At 70.6% G+C, this 20,413-nt stretch carries 12 protein-coding genes; 8 read left to right on the top strand and 4 right to left on the bottom strand.

Going from position 1 to position 20,413, the window contains the following annotated elements; translation table 11 throughout:
* The 4 genes from Pma05_RS04860 to Pma05_RS04845 form a co-directional block, all read right to left on the bottom strand.
* Positions 1 to 486, bottom strand: coding sequence for a hypothetical protein (locus tag Pma05_RS04860; RefSeq protein WP_203856049.1), 486 nt, complete (start codon positions 484 to 486; stop codon positions 1 to 3).
* A gap of 242 nt (positions 487 to 728) precedes the next feature.
* Positions 729 to 2,090: an MFS transporter gene (locus Pma05_RS04855; protein ID WP_239311687.1), complete on the bottom strand. Its 1,362-nt coding sequence runs from the start codon at positions 2,088 to 2,090 to the stop codon at positions 729 to 731.
* Positions 2,091 to 2,188: 98 nt separating this feature from the next.
* On the bottom strand, positions 2,189 to 2,791 hold the full coding sequence (locus Pma05_RS04850) for a DJ-1/PfpI family protein (RefSeq protein ID WP_203856048.1): 603 nt from the start codon (positions 2,789 to 2,791) through the stop codon (positions 2,189 to 2,191).
* A gap of 13 nt (positions 2,792 to 2,804) precedes the next feature.
* Positions 2,805 to 3,308 carry a MarR family winged helix-turn-helix transcriptional regulator gene (locus Pma05_RS04845; protein ID WP_203856047.1) on the bottom strand — a complete coding sequence of 168 codons (504 nt, stop codon included), beginning with the start codon at positions 3,306 to 3,308 and terminating at the stop codon, positions 2,805 to 2,807.
* 186 nt (positions 3,309 to 3,494) lie between these two features.
* On the opposite strand from Pma05_RS04845, the gene Pma05_RS04840 reads away from it, so the two are divergent.
* The 8 genes from Pma05_RS04840 to Pma05_RS04805 all read left to right on the top strand — a co-directional run bounded on the left by Pma05_RS04840 (position 3,495) and on the right by Pma05_RS04805 (position 20,197).
* Entirely contained in the window at positions 3,495 to 8,096 is a 4,602-nt protein-coding gene (locus Pma05_RS04840) for a LamG-like jellyroll fold domain-containing protein (RefSeq protein ID WP_203856046.1), read from the top strand.
* Positions 8,097 to 8,110: 14 nt separating this feature from the next.
* On the top strand, positions 8,111 to 13,861 hold the full coding sequence (locus Pma05_RS04835) for an RHS repeat-associated core domain-containing protein (protein WP_203856045.1): 5,751 nt from the start codon (positions 8,111 to 8,113) through the stop codon (positions 13,859 to 13,861).
* 372 nt (positions 13,862 to 14,233) lie between these two features.
* A complete protein-coding gene (locus Pma05_RS04830; protein WP_203856044.1) occupies positions 14,234 to 15,238 on the top strand; it encodes a Gfo/Idh/MocA family protein in 1,005 nt (334 codons plus the stop codon).
* Positions 15,239 to 15,287: 49 nt separating this feature from the next.
* On the top strand, positions 15,288 to 15,542 hold the full coding sequence (locus tag Pma05_RS04825) for a hypothetical protein (protein ID WP_203856043.1): 255 nt from the start codon (positions 15,288 to 15,290) through the stop codon (positions 15,540 to 15,542).
* Entirely contained in the window at positions 15,539 to 16,438 is a 900-nt protein-coding gene (locus Pma05_RS04820) for a Cgl0159 family (beta/alpha)8-fold protein (protein WP_239311685.1), read from the top strand. The genes Pma05_RS04825 and Pma05_RS04820 overlap by 4 nt, the downstream gene beginning before the upstream one ends.
* Positions 16,435 to 17,361 (top strand): 5-deoxy-glucuronate isomerase, encoded by a 927-nt coding sequence (gene iolB, locus Pma05_RS04815; protein WP_203856042.1) that lies wholly within the window; start codon positions 16,435 to 16,437, stop codon positions 17,359 to 17,361. Before Pma05_RS04820 ends, iolB begins: the two co-directional genes overlap by 4 nt.
* Positions 17,358 to 19,304 (top strand): 3D-(3,5/4)-trihydroxycyclohexane-1,2-dione acylhydrolase (decyclizing), encoded by a 1,947-nt coding sequence (gene iolD, locus Pma05_RS04810; RefSeq protein WP_203856041.1) that lies wholly within the window; start codon positions 17,358 to 17,360, stop codon positions 19,302 to 19,304. Before iolB ends, iolD begins: the two co-directional genes overlap by 4 nt.
* Positions 19,301 to 20,197 (top strand): TIM barrel protein, encoded by an 897-nt coding sequence (locus tag Pma05_RS04805; protein WP_203856040.1) that lies wholly within the window; start codon positions 19,301 to 19,303, stop codon positions 20,195 to 20,197. Before iolD ends, Pma05_RS04805 begins: the two co-directional genes overlap by 4 nt.
* Positions 20,198 to 20,413: the final 216 nt, after the last annotated feature.

The following is a 20,413-nucleotide window of genomic DNA, read 5'->3' as shown; positions in this document are numbered from 1 at the left end:
TCAGTCCGAGCTGTCGACTGCCGCACCCGACGGCGGTGAGGGGTGCTCTCCGCCGGCCGTGGACGAGGGGTACTCGTGGTAGATGACGTTGCCCCCCAGCGCGGCGAACAGCCGGGAGTTGTCGCGGGCGATGTTGGTCATCACCACCTGCGTCCACTGCTGCTGCGCGGCGGGCAGCGCATCACGTATGTGGGTGACGAGTTCCCGCAGTTCGGCTTCGGCCTCGGGGTGCTCTTCCAGCAGCCGGATCAGCTCCATCTGCCACAACGGCGCCAGCCCATGCCGCGCCTGAGCGGGATCGCTGGCCCGCTCAACCAAGACGATGTTGCCATCCAACTGGGCTTCGATGGCGGCCTGACGCTGGGACCCCTGGCGCCCGAACAGCCGGGCCGTACCGTTGCGGGCGGCCTGCCAGGCGTCGGTGGCCATGGCCGCGACCAGGGCCGCCCCGCCGTTGGCGGCCAGTACCGCCAATGCCTCGGTCAACAACGGCTGCTCCTCTCAACGTGATCGGTTCTCTCCCGTCGAGTTCTCGACGGCGGCCCGGCAGCCAGGATTCACCGGCTTGCAGGGGCTCCTGTCGGGATCAGGCGATGACAAAATAGCGATGTCCACGGATGGACAGCTACACCGTAGGCAAGTCGGTCAAACGACACCTCAGCGGTTGACCGCGCCGAGGGCGGAAGGATGCGACCTGCCCGCCCGGCACTCCCTGATCACCGGCGCGATCAATGTATGGGAGGCGCTGAGTTCCGGGGTGACGTAGAGCAGCCGGCCGGCTTCGCGCTCCTGCTCCGCCGAATCCTGTCCGCAGCACTACGAGCACTGCGTATTGATGGCGTGCGGTTGAGGGAGGTTTCCCTGCGGTCCGGCGCAGCGCCGTCCGGCACGGCGAAGCGGATCACGAGTGGACCACGACGTCCCAGCGCCCACACGGTGAGCGCGAAGCAGCAGAGCGCCGTTCCCGTGATCGTGACCGCCGTCCAGCCGCCGGCGAACCAGAGCGTGGTCGCGGCGGCGGAGCCGAGCGCAGCGCCGATGAAGTTGCCGGTAGCCAGCGCCGTGTTGAGCCGGCTGCGGGCCTCGTGGGAGAGGGCGAACAGCCGCGCCCGGTTGAGGAGGGCCTGCGTCTGGAGGGTGACATCGATCATGATGATCGCGATGATGACAAGTGCGACGGACCGGCCGGCGAACGCCGCGACGACGAAGGCACCGAGGGCCAGTACCCAGGCTGCGCCGGTGGCCGGAAGCGACCAACCGCGGTCGTGCAGACGACCGCCGTGCAGGCCGGAAAGGACACCAGCGAGGCCAGCCAACCCGAACAACCCGATCACCGCTACCGGGTACCGGAACGGTGGGCCGCCGAGCAGGAACGTCAGCGCCGTCCAGAACAGCGAGAACGCGGCGAACCCGGTGGCGGCCAGGACCAGGGTCCATCGGGCCGCACGCTCGCGCATGACCACCGCGCCGACCGAGGCGATGAGCTGCGGGTATGGCATGCGTGTGCGCGGTGCCAGCGGTGGAATCGCGCGGTAGAGCAGGACCGCGAGCAGGACGGCGACAACTGCGGCGAGGGCGAAGATCGCACGCCACCCGACGGCGCCGGCGACGAGCCCGCTGATCGTGCGGGAGGCCAGGATACCGGTGAGGGTCCCGGACCCGACAACGCCGACGATCCGACCGCGGTGGGCGTCGCCGGCCAGGTCCCCGGCGAGCGGTGTGAGGACCTGCCCGGCAATCGTCGTCACGCCGAGCACACCCAGCGCGAAGAGGAGTACGCCGATCGACGGCGCCAGCGCGCACAGCAGCAGTGCGGCGGCCGAGGTCAGCAGCATCACCGGGATGAACCGGCGGCGGTCCAGGACGTCGCCGAGCGGCACGAGCCGGAGCACGCCGACCGCGTACCCGACCTGCGTCGCGGTGACGAGCCAACCGGCCGTCGCGGTCGCGGCGCGTAGATCGCCTGCGATGACGTTGAGCAGCGGCTGCGCCCAGTACAGGTTGGCGACGGCCACTCCCGCCGCCAACGCGAACAGGAACGTCAGCCGGCGGCTCATCTCCGACGGCGGCGGCATGCGGGGGACTGCCACCCTGCCACGCTAAGGCGCCGGATCCAGGCGCGGGGCTAGCCGTGTACTCCGACCCGTACGCCGAAAACCGGCGACAAATCCCCGCGCCCGGCCAGCCGTCACACGTCGTCGGCCTGGTAGGGCGGTGCCGGCTCGTACTGGATCGTGCGGATGACGTCACGTGCGTGTGCGCGGCCGTGCAGCTTCCCGATCAGCCACAGGGACATGTCGATGCCCGCCGAGACGCCCTGGCTGGTGACCAGGTTGCCGTCGACGACGTAGCGAGCGTCGCGGACCACGGTGACGTCGCCGAGTGCTTCCAGGACGTCCTCGTTGGCCCGCTCGGTCGCCACCCGGCGGCCGCGCGTGACGCCGGCGGCGTGCAGCAGGAACGCGCCGGTGCAGTCGCTGGTCACCCAGCTGGCCGCGGCTGCGGTGCGGCGGATCCAGTCGGTGAGCGTGTGGTTTTTCATTTCCGCTTCGATGCGGCTGTGGCCACCGCCGGGCACGAGCAGGACATCCAGTGCGGGGTGGTCGTCCAGGGTGTGGTCGGGCAGCACGCGCATGCCTCGGTTGCACCGGACCGGGCCGCTGTGCTCGGCGATCGTTACCACCGTGTCCGCGTGGTTGCGGCGCAGCGAGGAGGTCGTGAATACCTGCCAGGGGCCGACGAAGTCGAGCTCCTCGACGGCTTCGAACAGCAGTAGTCCGTAGGTGGTCATGTTCATGCTCCCATCACGAGACAGCCAGTTCCACTGGGCAGCGGTCCTGCGGGCAGGCCAGGTAGTCGCAGAGCCGGCAGATCCGGTCGGCGCGCTGCCGGTCGACGGCGAGGCCGGCCAGCACCGACTCGGCCGCTGCGGCAAGGGTCTGCCGTTGTGCCTCGTCTACCGGTGCGAGTGCCCGCCGCAACACCTCGCGCCGGGCGGCGACGATCTGCCAAGCCGAGGTCTCGCCGGCGGCGGTCAGCCAGAGCGCCACGCTGCGCCGGTCAGTGCCGTGCCGCCGTTCCACCAGCCCGTCACGAACCAGCCGGTCGACCAGCCGGACCGTCCCGGAGCCGGTGATCCCGAGTACACGACTCAGGTCGTCGATCCGCTCCCCAGGGTTGAACAGGATCGTCGTCAACGCCGACGCCACGGTCGAACCCGGTGCACCGGCCTCTTCGGCGGCCCGCTCAAGCGCGTCCGCCAGGCCGAGCACGAGCGCGGCGACGAGATTGACGTCCCGATCATCCATTCCCCGATGCTAATTGACTGACTCAGTCATGTAAAGCGCCGGAAGCTGACCCGCCAGTCCGCTGAAAGGATTCTGAAAGGACCCTGTCGGCACACTGGCGACCCACAAGCCTTGATCGGGGGGTTCATGTTGCGCCAATCGTCCCTGCGGTTCCTCTCACGCCGGGGTCTCGTCGCTTCGGTCGCCGTGCTGCTGACGGCCGTGGTGCCGCTGGCCGGTTCGGCGGTCACGTCCACGCCGGAAACGGATCGCGGGAGCGCGCCGCTGGTGCGGGAGACGCCCGACCCGGGCAGTGCGGTTCGGGCCGCGGCCGCGCAAGGGACCCCGGTCCGGGTGGCCAACATGACCACCCCGACCCGGGTGGTCGACGCGCGGCCCGACGGCACGATGACCGCGACGTTGCACGCGTACCCACAGCGAGTGCCGCGCGACGGACGATGGCTCGATCTCGACACCGCGCTCGTCCGGCATCCTGACAAGACGGTGCGGCCACGGGCGGTGGGATCCGATCTGGTCCTGTCCGGTGGCGGTGGCACGGCGCCACTGGTGCGGTACGGACGGGATGGCCGGTGGATGGCGCTGGCCTGGCCAGGCACGCTGCCGGCGCCGGTGCTGGCCGGCGCGGTCGCCACGTACCCCGAGGTGCTCCCCGGTGTCGACCTCGTGATGCGGGCCGAGGTCGACGGGTACAGCCAGCACCTGGTGGTCAAGAGCGCGGTGGCGGCCAGGCAGCCGGCGTTGCGGCGGATCCGCCTGGGACTGTCCACGCAAGACCTCAAGGTGACGGCGACACGTGCGGGGGCGCTGGAGGCGCGGGACGCCAGCGGCACCCTCGTCGTCACGGCGCCGCCGTCGGTGATGTGGGACAGCGCGGGGAAGGTGGCGCGCGTCGGCGTCGCGTTGGCCGGCTCCGCGCTGGTCCTGACGCCGGACCAGGCGCTGCTGCGCGACCCGAGGACCCGGTTTCCGGTGACCATCGACCCGAGGCCGGGCGACCCGCCGCGGGACGGCTGGACGAAGGTCTTCACCGGCTATCCGGACATGGCGTACTGGAACGGCAACTCCGACGACCAGTGGGCGAAGGTCGGGAAATGCGACTGGGCAGCCTGCAACGACGTCGGGGTAGCTCGCTCCTACTTCCAGTTCTTCACCGACTTCCTGGCCGGCAAGCAGATCCTGCACGCCACGTTCGACGCGCTCGTCGGGTACGGGCCGTCGTGCAACACCCGCCCGCACCAACTGCTCAAGGCGCGCAGCGGCATCTACGGCGGGACGACGTGGAACAACGCGCCACAGGGTGACGTGATCGCCACCCAGAACGTGGGGAGCAACTACGAGGGCTGCGCGGGAGACAAGCCGGTCGGCTTCGACGTGCGCGGGCACGTCAACGCGGGCGGGATCACGACGTACTTCCTCAAAGCCGCCGACGAAACCGACAAGTACGCCTGGCGGCGGTACAAGGCCGAGGCCTCGGTGATGCGGGTGACCTACAACAGCCAGCCGGACCTGCCGCGGGCCCTCGGGATGGACCCGCCGCTGCCGCAGCCGTGCCGCTGGTGTGGCGGCATCCCGTACGTCGCTCAGCCGGACGTCCGCTTCGAGGCCACGCTGACCGATCAGGACGGCGACAACCTCTACGCGGCCTGGCGTACCCGGGTCGGCGGGGTGGAGAACGCCTGGAACGGCGGCTGGATGGCCAACGGAGACCGGCACAGCACCCCGATCTCGCTGGCCGGCTACAACGGCAAGCGGGTCGAGTGGTGGATGCATGGCCACGACGGCTACCTGGAAAGCGCTGCCGGCGGCGGGCAACCCTTCGTGGTGGACCTGGATCGGCCCGGCTCCGCACCTGGGGTCGTCGCCGCGCTGTACCAGGACGACAACCGATGGCACGGCGGCGTGGGGGTGCCGGGGAGGTTCACGTTCCTGCCGGTGGCGCCGGGCGAGACCGGGGTCAACGTCAACGACATCGACCACTACCAGTGGGGCTTCGACGACCAGACGGTCAACAAGGTGGACGCGTCCTCGCTCGGCGGGCCGGCGACCGTGAGCATCGCGCCAATCGGTGACGGCGCGCGCACCCTGTTCGTGCGCAGCGTCGACCGGGCCGGTAACCGCAGCGACCCGCGGATGCACCGCTTCTACGTGCGCGCCGGCAACGGCCCGCTGGCGCAGTGGTCGCTGGACGGCAACCTCCGGGACACCGGCTTCCTCGGCGACCGGGACGGCACCGCCACCGGCCCGGTCGCGTACGGGAACGGCGCGGTTGGGCCCGGCCTGCGGCTGGACGGTACGGGCAAGGTGGGCACGCCGAGCACTGTCCGGACCGACGACAGTTTCTCGGTGACGGCGTGGGTACGGCTCGACCGGGCCGACGGCGCCACGTACGGGCTTGTCAGCCAGCACGGCGCCAACAACTGCGCGTTCTGCCTCCAGTACATGCCGGATCGTGGGTGGACGTTCGCACTGCCGCACGCCGACCAGGCGAGCCCACCCGGGTGGTCCTTCCTGACCGCGCCGGCGATCGCGGGGGAGTGGACACACCTGGCGGGGGTCTACGACGCCGCGGAGCAGAAGATCAGGCTCTACGTGAACGGCCGGCTGGCCGGCACGACCCCGCACATCGCGCCGTGGCACACCGAGGGCAGGCTGGAGATCGGCTCCGGCATGGCCGGCGGCATCGACGAGGTGAAGGTCTACGACCGCCCCCTCTCCGTGGCCGAGGTGAACGCCGACGTGACCCGCGACAACGTCCAGCTTGGACACTGGAAGTTCGACCCGCCGAGGGACGGGGGCAGGGCCGCCCCGAACGCGGTGCCGGGTGGGACCTCGGCGGTGCTGCACGGCGGCGCCCGCTACATCACCAGCCCGAACAACGGGGCGGTCAAGCTCGGCGGGGCCGACGACTACGTGGGTACCGGAACGCCGGTGTTGCGGACGGATCGCAGCTTCACCGTCGGGGGTTGGCTGTGGCTGGACGAGGTGCCCACGGTGGCGGGCGGCGCCTCGACGGCGGTGACCCAGGACGGTGCGGTCAACGGCGGCTTCTACCTTGGTTATCGGCATTCGGACGGCGGCCGGTGGGAGTTCTACCTGCCGTCGGCCGACGCGGTGACGCGGCCGGCGGACTCGGCGGTCATCAGTGCCGCCGGTACGGCCAAGCCGCGCCAGTGGACCCACGTCATGAGCGTGTACGACGCCGAGAGCAAACGGATCGAGCTTTACGTCGACGGCCGGCTCGCCGCGTCCGCGACGCGCGCCGCGGGGTTCAACGCCACCGGCGAGCTCGTCGTCGGGCGGATGCGGATGAACGGATCCGTCGGCAACACCTGGAACGGCGCGGTGGACGAACTGCGGGCGTACAGCCGCGTGCTGTCGGCGGCCGAGATCCAGGGCATCGTCACCCAGAGCGCGGTCACCGCCGGCCAGTGGCGGCTGGACAGCATCGACGGCGCTGGCCTCGAGATCCCCGACTCGTCCGGCCGCGGCCTCACCGGCAAGGTGGAGGGCGGTGTAACGCTGGTCGGCGGGCAGAGCACCCACCCGGACCCGTCCGACAAGGCGCTCCGGCTCGACGGTGCGACGGGTGCCGCCAGTGCACCCCACGCGGTCGGGACCAACCGCAGCTTCTCGGCTACCGCCTGGGTGCGGCTGGACCGGGTGGGCGACCACCATCTCGGCGTGGTCTCCCAGGACGGACAGACGGTCTCGTCGTTCCGGATCGAGGCGGAGCCCGGCAAGCAGTGGTCGTTCGTGATGTTCACCCGGGACGTCGAGGGCGGCGGTGAGGCTCGCCGGGCGATCGGCGGCGCCGCGCAGGTCGGCGTCTGGACTCACCTGGCCGCCGTCTACGACGCCGAGGGCGGGCGGATGCACCTGTACGTCAACGGCGTGCTGGCGGCGACACAGCAGCACAGCAACGCCTGGGACTACCCGACCGGGCGGGTGCAGATCGGGCGGAGCAGGTGGGCCGGCACGATGTTCGACTACTTCCCCGGTGTTATCGACGACGTGGCGCTCTACAGCCGGACGCTCTTCGCCGAGGAGATCCGGGTGCTGGCCGGCCGCGATCTGTCTCTTGTGCACAACTGGGCGCTGAACGAGCCGAGCGGTACGAGCGCGGGGGACTCGGTCGGCGCCCGTCCCGGCACGCTCGCCGGTGGCGCGGCGTTCACGTCCGGTCGGGTGGGCAACGGGGTCACGCTCCCCGGCACGGGGGACGTGTCCACGCAGGGCGTGGACCTGCGCACCGACGCCAGCTTCACGGTGGCGGCGTGGGCGTATCTCACCGCGAAGGACTGCGACCTCAAAGTCCAGCCGGAGTGCAAGGTGGACCTCGTCTCGATCGACGGCGCGAACACCAGCAAGTTCCGGCTCGGCCACGTGGTCGACAAAGGACAGAGCCAGCTGGGCGCGTGGATCTTCGAGATGCCCGCGTCGGACACCAGGGGCGCCCCGGCCACCAAGGCGGCGGTGACCACCGAGCCGGCCGACCTCGACAGGTGGGTGCACCTGGTCGGCGTGTACGACGCGCCGTCCAAGACGTACTGGCTCTACGTCAACGGCAACCGCATCGGCAGCGGGACGCTGAACGCCGCGTGGCCGGCCAGGGGCGAGGTGCGGATCGGCCGCGGCATCGGACCGGACGGGAGAGCCGGAGAGTACTGGAAGGGCCGAGCTGACGACGTCCGCCTCTACGCAGGAGTGCTGGACAGCGACCGCGTCTGGGCGCTCTACACCTCGTATCCGGCCCTGCAGGCGCCGGCCGCGGCACCGAAGAACCGGTAGACGGGAGAGACAGAATGAGCGCATTCCGCAGCCGGGTGGCCGCCGCCCTGGTGGCCGTACTCGCCACCACGTTCATCAGCACGGTCACCACGCCGGAGCCGGCGTTCGCCGCGATCGAGCCCTCCGTGCCGCTGCCCACCACGCCCTCCACCCCGGTCACTCGGGAGACGGTGACGGGTCGGGGCCAGGACCAGGCCAGCAGCAACGCGCTCAACGGCGACCAGCGTCCCGGCGGCACGCCGGCCAAGGGCGCCGGAACGCCGAAGGCGACGTCGCTGTCGCCGTCGGCCACCTGGGAGGTCTCCGCGCAGATGGGAGACTTCACCTGGTCCTACCCGCTGCGGGTGCCGCCGGCGCCGGGTGGGTTGGAGCCGGAACTCGCCCTCTCGTACTCGTCGTCCGCTGTGGACGGACGGACCAGCGCGACCAACAACCAGGCGTCGTGGGTCGGCGACGGCTGGGAGCTGTCACCGGGATTCATCGAGCGGGTCTACGGCGCCTGCTCGGAGGACACCATGGGCGGGACCACCCCGCCGGCCGACAACGGTGACCTCTGCTGGCGCAGCGACAACGCGGTCGCCTCGTTCAACGGCGGCGGCGGGCAGTTGGTCTGCTGCGACGGGGCGAACCGGTGGCGGCTCAAGAACGACGACGGCTCGCGGATCGAGCGGCTGCCCGGTGCCGGCAACGGCGACAACGACGGCGAGCACTGGAAGATCACCACGGTCGACGGCACACAGCTCTTCTTCGGCTCCCGCCCCGAGGCGAAGTCGACGTGGACGGTGCCGGTGTTCGGCGACGACCGGAACGAGCCCTGCAACAACGCCGCGGGCTTTGGTGCGTCGTACTGCACCCAGGCATGGCGGTGGAACCTCGACAAGGTCGTCGACCGCAACGGCAACCTGATGCTGTACGGCTACGACGCCGAGACGAACTCGTACGGGCTGAACGGCAAGGACGCGGCGGTCTCGTACGTGCGGGGCGGCACCCTGCGGACCGTCGAGTACGGGATGCGTGACGGTCAACCGGCGAGCGGCCAGGTCGAGTTCGTCGTGGCGGACCGTTGCGTGCCGGGCAGCACCTGCACCCCGGACAAGAAGGAGAACTGGCCGGACGTGCCGTGGGACGAGAAGTGCGATACGGCCACCTGCTCCGGCAAGGCGTCGCCGACGTTCTGGTCGACCAAGCGCCTCGCGAAGGTGGTCACCCGGGTGCGGAACGGCGGCGGGTTCACCGACGTGGACTCGTGGACGCTGGAGCACCTGTTCCCCAAAACCGGCGACGGCCAGAGCGAGAAGGCCACGCTGTGGCTGCGCGGCATCGTCCACACCGGACACGTGGGCGGTGAGGTCAGGCTGCCGGCGGTGACGTTCGAGGGCATTGCGCTGCCGAACCGGGTGTACAAGGTGGATGGTCTCGCGCCGTTGCACCGGTACCGGGTCACCGGGGTGCTGTCCGAGGCCGGCGGCTCGATCGCCGTCCAGTACGCCGGCGCGAACTGCGTCGAGGGCAGCTCGATGCCGGCCAACCCGGAGACCAACACGCTGCGGTGCTTTCCGGTGCGCTGGCAGAAGGACAACATCGCCGAGCGCACCGACTACTTCCACAAGTACGTCGTGGAGAGCGTCACCCAGTCCGACCGGTTCAGCGGCCTACCCGTGCCGATCACCGCGAACATCCAGCAGGTCACCACGTACGAGTACCTGGACGGGGCGGCCTGGCATTACGACCGGTCCGAGTTCACGAAGGCGGAGAAGAAGACCTGGGACGAGTTCCGCGGCTACGGCAAGGTGCGGATCCGTACCGGCGTGCCGGGTGACCCGAGCGGCCCGGTCGGCATGACGGAGCGGCGGTTCTACCGCGGCATGCACGGCGACAAGCTGCCGACCGGCACCCGTGGCGTTCAGGTCCAGGGCACCCGTGGACCGGCCCGCGACGACGAGGACTGGCTCAACGGCACCCCGCTGGAGACGACCACCTACGACGGCGACACCGACCGGGTTGTCGCCACCGAGATCAACACGCCCACCTGGCAGGGGCCGACCGCGACCCGTGACGCGCTGAAGTCGTACATCGTTCGCGCCGGCTTGACCGAGTCGTGGACCGCGCTGGCGGGCGGCGACTGGCGCACCACCCGAGCGGAGTCCACATTCGACGAACGTGGCCTGGTGCGTACGGTCAGCGATCTCGGCGACACCTCCACCGCCGCCGACGACCGCTGCACGAGCACCTGGTACGCCCGGAACGAGGGCGCCTGGCTGATGAACCTGCCGTCCCGGGCCGAGACGGTAGCCGTGCGCTGCGGCGCGACCCCGGTCTTCCCGGACAACGCGATCAGCGACGTGCTGTCCGAGTACGACGGCGTGGGAAACCTGATTACCAGCAAGAGCCTGTCGGCCCGTCCGTCGTCCGGCGCACCGGGGTACTACACCACCGCCACCAACACGTATGACCTGCATGGCCGGGTCACCGAGTCGCGCGACGCGCTCCGCCGGCTCACCAGGACCGCCTACACGCCAACCAACGGCGGCCCCGTCACGCGGACGACCGTGACGGGCCCGCTCGGGCACACGGTCAGCACGACGCTGACACCCGCGTGGGGTCTGCCGACCGCCGTCCTGGACGCCAACCAGCGCCTGACCGAGACCGCGTACGACCCGCTCGGCCGCACCGCCCGGGTGTGGCTGCCCAACCGCTCCCGGACCACGTACCAGGACGACGCGAGCGCCAGGTTCAGCTACCTCATCCGGGGCGACGCGCCGACCGTGGTCACCAGCGAGGTGCTCAACGCGAAGGGCAACTACGTCACGACGAAGGAGATCTACGACGGCCTGCTGCGGTTGCGGCAGGAGCAGGTGCCGGCGGTGGGTGGCGGACGGCTGCTCACGGACACCCGGTACGACTCGCAGGGCCGGGCGTACCGGACGACCCAGCCGTACTTCAACAACGCGGCATTGGACGACAACATCTGGGTGGCCAGCGACGCCCAGATCCCCGGCCACACCTTGACGACGCACGACGGCGCCGGCCGCCCGATCGCCGAGATCTACAAGGCGGGCGTGGAGGAGCGGTGGCGTACGAGCACGGCCTACGGGGGCGACCGGGTGCACGTCACGCCGCCCCGGGGCGGCACGGCCACCACCGTGATCTCCGACGCACGCGGCCAGACGGTCGAGCTGCGCCAGTACCGTGGTGCGACGCCCACCGGGGCGTACGACTCCACGACGTACACCCACACCGAGGCGGGCCAGCGGAAGTCCGTAAAGGACCCGAGCGGCAACGTCTGGCGATACGAGTACGACATCCGGGGCAACCAGATCCGGTCCGAGGACCCGGACCGGGGTGTGTCGACGATGACGTACGACGACGCCGGCCAGCTCCTGACCGTCAAGGACGCCCGCGACGTCACCCTCACCAGCAGCTACGACCCGCTGGGGCGCAAGCGCACCGTCAAGGCCGGCGACACGCAGTTGGCCGAATGGACGTACGACACGGCCACGGGTGGGGTGGGGCAGCTCGCCTCCGCCACCCGGTACGTCGACGGCGCCGCGTACACGACCTCCTTCGACTACTACACCGAGCTGTACCACCCGTACCAGACGAAGGTAACGATCCCGCAGTCCCCACGGACGCAGACCCTCGCCGGCACCTACACCACCTACAGCACGCTCAACTGGGACGGCACGCCGAAGGGCATGACCCTGCCGGAGATCGGTGACCTGAAGAAGGAAACCGTCTCCCAGGAGTACGACGACCTCGGCAACCCGACCACGCTCACCGGCGGGCCGGCGGAGTCACCGACCTTCGAGTACGTCACCAGCAGCGAGTACACCCGGTTCGGCGAGACGGCCCGGCTGGAGCTGGGCCCGATCGGCAAGCGGGCGTGGCTGTCGTACTACTACGAGGACAGCACCCGTCGTCTCACGCGCTCCATCGTGGACGCCGAGGTGCCGCGCCCGATGCAGACCGACGTCAACTACACCTACGACCCGGCCGGCAACGTGACCTCGATCGCCAATACTCCGAAGGACCTGCCGCACGACGCGCAGTGCTTCCGATACGACCACCTGCGGCGGCTGACCGAGGCGTGGACCCCGACCGGCGACTGCGCCGCCGCGCCGGGCGTGGGTTCGTTGGGCGGGGCCGCGCCGTACTGGCACTCGTACACGTACGACGCGGTCGGCAACCGGCTCACCGAGACCCAGCACGCCTCGGCGGGCGACACCGTGCGTACCTACGGGTACCCGGCGGCGGGCGCCCACAAGGTGGAGTCGGTGACCACGACCGCGCCCGGCGCGGCGGCGAAGACGGAGAGTTTCACCTACGACAGCATCGGCAACATGTCCACCCGGCCCGGACAGCAACTGGACTGGAACCCGCTCGGCAAGCTGGAGCAGGTCAGCGAGGGCGACAAGAAAACCCGCTTCGTGTACGACGCGGATGGCGAGCGGCTGCTTCGCGAGGACCCGACGACCATCACGCTGTACCTGGGCGGGCAGGACCTCAAGTTGACCAAGTCCACCGGCAAGCTGACCGCGACCCGCTACTACCAGCACGGCGACTCCACAGTGGCGACGCGAACGGCGGCGGGCGTGAGCTGGGAGGCCGGTGACCACCAGGACACCGCCCAGGTGGCGATCGACTTCGAGAGCCAGAAGGTTAGTCAGCGCCGCCAGACGCCGTTCGGTGCGCCGCGTGGCACGCCCGTGCCGTGGGCGGGTGACAAGGGCTTCGTGGGCGGCACGTTGGACTCCTCGACCGGCCTGACCAACCTCGGTGCCCGCCAGTACGACCCGCAACTGGGCAGGTTCATCTCCGTCGACCCGGTGCTGGACCTGTCCGACCCGCAGCAGATGCACGGTTACACCTACAGCAACAACAGCCCGGTCACCTTCTCCGACCCCACCGGTCTGCTCTGGGGCTGGCTGAAGAAGGCGGCGAAGAGCGTGTGGAACGGCATCAAGACGGTCGCCAAGCACGCCGCACCGGTGGTCGGGATAGCGGCCATGGCGTTCGCGGCCACGCCCATCGGCGGTGCCTTGGCGGTCGCGGCTCTCGTCGCGGGTGGCATCAACACGGTCAGTAGCTGCTTCGGGGACAAGAAGGCCCTGGGATGCGCCGCCCATGTCCTGGAGTTGGCGCCCGGTGTCGGCAAACTGGCGGTGGGGGCGGCCAGGTACGCCGGCAACGCGCTGAACGCCTCGCGCCTCACGAGCGGTGTGTCGAGCACGGGCTCGTACCGGACCTTCCGCGAGATGGGCAAGCTCGGCGACGAGGTCGGGCACCTGGGTAGCCGGCCATCCCAGTGGCTCAGCCGGGAGACCATCGGCGAACGCAGCGAGCTGATCGAGGCCGGCGGGTATTTCGCCGGCACGTACTACTACGCCACCTGCGGCATCAAGACAGTGGACTGCTACGGCAGCGGGGGATCCGCGGCCGGGCAGCCTGGCGCAAGTTGTGTGTCCATCGTCCAGCTCTGCGACCCCGGGCCCAAGACTGCGGAGCCGTCGTGGCTTCCCAGCCTCCTGGCCTGGAGTCCACCGCCGGGCGCCAAGGTGTACCCACCGACCTTCACCGGCCCGATCCCGGGGCAGGGTGTCCGCGCGGTGCGCGCCCCGACCTGGCCGGACTACCACCGGACCCCGCCCCAGCGGCGCGCCTCGCAGGCACCGCCGCCGAAGCGGTCGGTGCCGGGCCCGAACAACACGTACACCACCGGCGACGGCCGTACGTGCAACCGAGGCGGCGGGATGTGCGCCATGTAACCGCCCCTCGAACCTCGTGGTCATGCGCCGGCACCCCCCCGTTGCCGGCGCATGACCACGAGCCGTCTCTGCCGACGGCGACCGCGTTGAGCCGATCCGACCGTACGTCCAGCCGTACCTACCTGGGCACCAAGACTCGTACGCCGAAAATGGGCGAGGTGTGGCCTGGTCAGCGCTGTTCGATCAGCATGCCGACCTGAATCGCCACGGCCGAACCCTGCACCCGCTCTGATAGTAAGACAGCACGTGACTATGTCAGGACAAATCCTTGACAGAGCTTTTACCCCCAGGCAGGCTCTCGGGCAACGTTGGCGGCCCTGCCGGGGTCGCGTAGCGAGCGGGGCATACCTCCATGCACGGGAGGGGACACGGATGCGTATCGGGCTCGCGGGCGTCGGACGGATCGGCGCCTTTCACGCCAGGACACTGGCTGCTCTGGACTTCGTCGACGACCTCGTCGTCACGGACGCCGACGTCGAGGCCGCCAGGGCCGTCGCCGACGAGCTTCGGGCGAGCGTCGCCCGCGACGTCGGGGCGCTGCTCGCCTCGAGCGTCGACGGCTTCGTGATCGCGACGGCCACCCCCGGCCACGCCCCCCTGCTGCGGCAGAGCATCGCCGCGGGCGTACCCACGTTCTGCGAAAAGCCGGTGGCGGCGACCCTCGATGAGACGATCGAGCTCGCCCACCTCGTCGCGGCCAGCGAGGTTCCCGTGCATGTCGGCTTCCAGCGGCGCTTCGACGACGGCTACCAGCGGGCCCGGCAGGCGGTCCAGGCGGGCGAACTCGGCTTCGTCCACACGATCCGGGCCAACACCCATGATCAGGCGCCGCCGCACGAGTCCTACATCCCGACCTCCGGCGGAATCTTCCGCGACTGCGGCGTCCACGACTTCGACATCCTGCGGTTCGTCACCGGGCGGGAGGTGGCCACCGCCTACGCGACCGGCGGCAACAAGGGCGCCGACTTCTTCTCGGCCGCCGGCGACGTCGACACCGGCGGAGCGCTGCTGACCATGGACGACGGCACCATCGTGCTGGTCTCCACGACTCGGTACAACGGCGGCGGCCATGACGTGCGGATGGAGATCTTCGGTGAGCGGGCCACGATCGCGGTCGGGCTGGACCACTCGCTGGCGATGGACTCCGCCGAGGCGGACGTCGACTTTCCCCGAGGGCCGCGCAACTGGTCTTTCCTGGAGCGCTTCCGGCCGGCGTACGAGGCCGAACTCATCGCCTTCGCGGATGTCGCCCGCGGCGTTCGCCCCTCGCCGTGCACCGTGCACGACGCGCTCGAAGCATTCCGGGTCGCCGAGGCGTGCGAACTGTCCCGGGCCGAGCGCCGCCCCGTCGCCCTCGCCCAGATCAAGGGGAATTGAGGTTATGGCCACTGTTCGCACCGAAGCGACCTCGTCGGGAGGTGGACCGATGCCGGCAGGTGATCTTGCCGTGACGGCGTACGACCTGGTCGCCATGGGCCGGACCGGGGTCGACATCTATCCGCTCGAGCACGGTGTGGGGCTTGAGGACGTCAAGCGTTTAGAGGTCGAGGTCCTCGTCGGCGACCGGACAGTGAACCTTTTTCAACCTCCCCTTGCGGTCCGTCGTGGTCGCAGGTGGAAGTCGGGGCGTACCCGCCGGGCGGTTCAGGTTGAAGAAGGTTCAGTGGAGGTGCCACGATGATCACGACTTCGAACCTGCCGCGTATCCGTGCGCTGACCGAGGTGCGGGTGCGTGAGCCGCAGCGGATCGCCGCCGGGTGGGCCGTCCGTAGGCGTCGCCACCTGGTGGGCCCCGACGGCCGCCTGCTCATCGTGGCCGCGGACCACCCCGCCCGCGGTGCGCTCGGCGTACGGGACGACCGGCAGGCCATGGCGTCCCGCAGCGAGATGCTGGAACGCCTGGTCACCGCGCTGTCCCGGCCCGGTGTCGACGGGGTGCTCGGCACCCCCGACGTCCTTGACGATCTGCTGCTGCTCGGCGCGCTCGACGACAAGATCGTCATCGGCTCGATGAATCGCGGCGGTCTCCAGGGCTCGGTCTTCGAGTTCGACGACCGCTTCACCGCCTACAGCGTCGCGGAGATCGCCGCCCGCGGTCTCGACGGGGGCAAGATGCTCACCCGGATCTGCCTCGACGATCCGGCGACACCGGCAACCCTGGAGGCGAGTGGCCGAGCGGTCACGGAACTTGCCGGGCGCGGCCTGATGGCGATGGTGGAGCCCTTCCTGTCCGTCCGCGTCGAGGGCCGGGTCCGCAACCTGCTGGACCCCGAGTCGGTCGTCGCGTCGATCCACATCGGCTCGGCGCTCGGGGCGACCAGCCAGCACACCTGGCTGAAGCTGCCGGTCGTCGAGGACCTGGCCCGGGTGATGGACGCCACCACCCTGCCGACACTCCTGCTCGGCGGCGACCCGAGCGGCCGACCCGACGAGATGTACGCCGGGTGGGGCGCCGCGCTCGACCTGCCCGCCGTACGTGGGCTGGTCGTCGGGCGCGCGCTGCTCTTCCCACCGGACGGCGACGTGGCGACCGCCGTCGACATCGCCGCGGGCCTCGTCCACCGGCAGCCGGCATGAGCACGACCAGCCGCTGGGTCCACCGCCACGGCACGGCCGGCGCGGGCGACTTCCAGGTGGCGATCACGGATGCCCTGGACGGGTGGCAGCACACCAGCCTTCGGGTGGCCACGCTGCCGCCGGCCGGTCAGGTCGACCTCGCCACCGGCCCCAGCGAGATCATCGTCGTTCCGCTGCGCGGCGGCCCGGGCGTCGAGATCGTCGACCATGCCGGGGTACGGCACGACGTCCGGCTCGCCGGCCGGGAGAGTGTCTTCGCCGGCCCGACCGACGTGTGTTACGTACCCCGGGAGGCGCGTCTCACGGTGCGCAACCCGGGCGGTGTGCCGGCCGTGGTGGCGCTGGCGGGGGCGAGGGCGACGAAGCGGGCCGCGCCCCTGCCGGTGTGTCAGGTGGCCGCCGCCGACGTGCCGGTCGAGCTTCGCGGTGCCGGCATTGCCTCGCGCGAGGTACGCAACTTCGGCATCCCATCGGTGCTGGACGCCGATTCGATCATCGCCTGCGAGGTCGTCACGCCCGCCGGCAACTGGAGCTCCTATCCGCCGCACAAGCACGACGAGGAGCGCGAGGGTGTGGAGACCGAACTGGAGGAGATCTACTACTTCGAGGTCCGGGCCGAGGACGGCGACCCGCCGGTCGACGGTGCCGACCCGGTCGCCTACCACCGGGTCTACGGCACCCCGCAGCGTCCAATCGACGTCCTCGCCGAGGTCCGCTCCGGTGACGTGGTCCTCGTACCGCACGGCTGGCACGGCCCGGCGATGGCCCCGCCCGGCTACGACCTCTACTACCTCAACGTGATGGCCGGCCCCGGCGCCACCCGGGCCTGGCTGATCTGTGACGACCCGGCCCACGGGTGGGTGCGCCAGGCATGGGCCGGGCAGTCCGTGGACCCGAGACTGCCGATGGGAGGGCATCGATGACCGCGAGCGCCACGACCGTTCGCCTGACCGTCGGCCAGGCCGTTGTACGTTTCCTCGCCAACCAGTGGAGCGAACGCGACGGCGAGCGCCGGAGGCTCTTCGCCGGCTGCCTCGGCATCCTCGGCCACGGCAACGTCGCGGGGGTGGGCCAGGCCCTGCTACAGAACGAACTCGCCCGCGGCACCGAGCACCTGCCCTACGTGCTGGCCCGCAACGAGCAGGCGATGGTCCACCTGGCGGTCGCCTACACCCGACAGCGGGACCGCCTGCAGACCTGGGCCTGCACCGCGTCGATCGGCCCCGGCTCCACCAACATGCTCACCGGCGCCGCACTGGCCACGGTCAACCGCCTGCCGGTGCTGTTGCTCCCCTCCGACACCTTCGCCACCCGGGTGGCCGAGCCGGTACTCCAGGAGATCGAGGTGCCGTACGCCGGCGACCTCACCGTCAACGACGCCTTCCGTCCGCTGTCCCGCTTCTTCGACCGGATCAACCGGCCCGAGCAACTGCCCTCGGCCCTGCTCGCCGCCATGCGGGTGCTGACCGACCCGGTGGAGACCGGGGCGGTGACGATCGCGCTGCCGCAGGACGTGCAGGCCGAGGCGTACGACTGGCCGGTGGAGCTGTTCGTCGAGCGGGTCTGGCGGGTGGCCCGGCCGCCGGCGGAGGCGGTCGACGTCGCCGACGCCGCCGCGATCATCCGGTCGGCCCGCCGGCCGTTCGTCGTCGCCGGTGGCGGGGTGCACTACTCCGGTGCCGAGGACGCCCTGGCGGCGTTCGCCGCGGCGACCGGCATCCCGGTCGGCGAGAGCCAGGCCGGCAGGGGTTCGCTGCCGTACGGTCACCCGCAGGCGATGGGTGCCGTCGGCTCGACCGGTACGACCGCCGCCAACGCGCTCGCCCGCGAGGCGGACGTCGTCATCGGGATCGGCACCCGGTACGGCGACTTCACCACCGCCTCGCGGACGGCCTTCCAGGACCCGGCCGTCCGCTTCGTCAACATCAACGTTGCCCGCTTCGACGCCGGCAAGCACGCCGGCCTGTCGATGGTGGCCGACGCCCGCGAGGCGTTGACCGCGCTCGGCACGGCCCTCGACGGGTACGCGGTGCCCCCCGACCACCGGCGGCGGCAGGCGAGCCTGTGGCGGGACTGGGACGCGCGGGTGGAGGCGACCTACCGCCCCGGTCCCGAGGTGCTGGACGCCCTCGCCCCCGGCGTGCTGACCCAGGGCATGGTGCTGGGTCGGGTCAACGAGCTGTCCGACCCCCGGGACGTGGTGGTGTGCGCCGCCGGTTCCATGCCGGGTGACCTGCACAAGCTGTGGCGGGTCCGGGACCGCAGGGCGTACCACGTCGAGTACGGCTACTCGTGCATGGGCTACGAGATCCCCGGCGGGATCGGGGTGCGGCTGGCCGATCCCGAGCGGGATGTCTTCGTCCTGGTGGGCGACGGCTCGTACCTGATGATGCCGACCGAGCTGGTCACCGCGGTGCAGGAACGCGTCAAGGTCATCGTCGTCCTGGTCCAGAACCATGGCTTCCACTCCATCGGCTCGCTGTCGGAATCGCTCGGCTCGCAGCGGTTCGGCACCAGTTACCGCTACCGCGACGACGCCACCGGCCGGCTCGACGGCGGGAGGCTGCCGGTCGACCTCGCCGCCAACGCACGCAGCCTCGGCGCCACCGTCATCGAGGTACGGAGCCCGGACGGACTCGACCAGGCGATCAAGGACGCCAAGGCCGCCCCCGCGACCGGCGGACCCGTCGTCATCCACGTCGAGACCGACCCCACGGTCCACGGCCCCGACAGCGACTCGTGGTGGGACGTGCCGGTCAGCCAGGTCAGCGAACTCGACAGCACCCGGCGGGCGTACCAGTCCTACGTCACGCACCGGGCCACCCAGCGTCCACATCTGGCGCCGACCGAGAGGAGACCCCGATGACCAAGCCGGCGATGATCGGCAGCGCCCCCGACAGTTGGGGGGTGTGGTTTCCCGACGACTCCCGGCAGACCCCGTGGGCGCGTTTTCTCGACGAGGTCGCGGCGGCCGGCTACACCCGGATCGAACTGGGCCCGTACGGCTACCTGCCGACCGACCCACTGCGGCTGCGGGAGGAGTTCGACCGGCGCGGGCTGACCATGACCGCCGGCACGATCTTCGAACACCTGCATCGGCCGGACTCGTGGGACACCACCTGGCGGGACGTGTCGGCGGCGGCGTCGCTGACCGCGGCGATGGGCGCCGAGCACCTGGTGGTCATCCCCGACTTCTGGCGCGACCCGCAGACCGGCAGGGTCATCGAGGACCCGCAGCTCACCGACGAGCAGTGGCCGGCGTACGCCGCGCGGGTGAACCGGCTCGCCCGCCAGCTCCGGGAGGAGTTCGGCCTGCGGATCCAGTTCCACCCGCACGCCGACACGCACGTGGACACCCACGGCAACGTCGAGCGGTTCCTCCACGCCACGGACCCCGACCTGGTGAGCCTGTGCCTCGACACCGGGCACCTCGCGTACTGCGGCGGGGACAGCCTCAAGCTGATCCACGACTATCCGGAGCGGATCGGCTACGTACACCTCAAGCAGGTCGACCCGGTGGTCCTCGCCACGGTGCGGACCGAGGGTACGGGGTTCGGCGAGGCGGTGCGACTCGGTGTCATGTGCGAGCCTCCCAACGGGCTGCCCGAGCTGTCTCCCATTCTCGACGTCCTTGCCCGGCTCGACGTCGAGATGTTCGCGATCGTCGAACAGGACATGTACCCCTGCCCGCCCGACCAACCCCTGCCCATCGCCACCCGGACCCTGGCCTACCTCCGGTCCTGCGGCCCGCTGCGCTGACAGCGAGGCGGCACATCCCCCCACCACCCACACCAAGCGCTCATCACCGCAGCACACCAACCCGTCCCAGTCCGCGTCCGCGCGGCGGATCGCGAAAGGTGGTCACGCCACAATGAACAGTTTCCAACCCGAGCCGCGCGGCGCGTGCGCCCCGACTTCCACCTGCGACCACGACGGACCGCAAGGGGAGGTGGAAAAAGGTTCGATGATCCGCAC

It is taken from the genome of Plantactinospora mayteni (assembly GCF_016862935.1).
Lineage (GTDB): Bacteria > Actinomycetota > Actinomycetes > Mycobacteriales > Micromonosporaceae > Plantactinospora > Plantactinospora mayteni.
This window is presented reverse-complemented; position numbering and strand designations above follow the sequence as displayed.

Bases quoted from the DNA above. Each gene is read 5' to 3' on its own strand.
- Pma05_RS04850 (WP_203856048.1), bottom strand. From the start codon at position 2,791: ATGACCACCTACGGACTACTGCTGTTCGAAGCCGTCGAGGAGCTCGAC.
- Pma05_RS04845 (WP_203856047.1), bottom strand. From the start codon at position 3,308: ATGGATGATCGGGACGTCAATCTCGTCGCCGCGCTCGTGCTCGGCCTG.
- Pma05_RS04835 (WP_203856045.1), top strand. From the start codon at position 8,111: ATGAGCGCATTCCGCAGCCGGGTGGCCGCCGCCCTGGTGGCCGTACTC.
- Pma05_RS04830 (WP_203856044.1), top strand. From the start codon at position 14,234: ATGCGTATCGGGCTCGCGGGCGTCGGACGGATCGGCGCCTTTCACGCC.
- Pma05_RS04825 (WP_203856043.1), top strand. From the start codon at position 15,288: ATGCCGGCAGGTGATCTTGCCGTGACGGCGTACGACCTGGTCGCCATG.
- Pma05_RS04820 (WP_239311685.1), top strand. From the start codon at position 15,539: ATGATCACGACTTCGAACCTGCCGCGTATCCGTGCGCTGACCGAGGTG.
- iolB (WP_203856042.1), top strand. From the start codon at position 16,435: ATGAGCACGACCAGCCGCTGGGTCCACCGCCACGGCACGGCCGGCGCG.
- iolD (WP_203856041.1), top strand. From the start codon at position 17,358: ATGACCGCGAGCGCCACGACCGTTCGCCTGACCGTCGGCCAGGCCGTT.
- Pma05_RS04805 (WP_203856040.1), top strand. From the start codon at position 19,301: ATGACCAAGCCGGCGATGATCGGCAGCGCCCCCGACAGTTGGGGGGTG.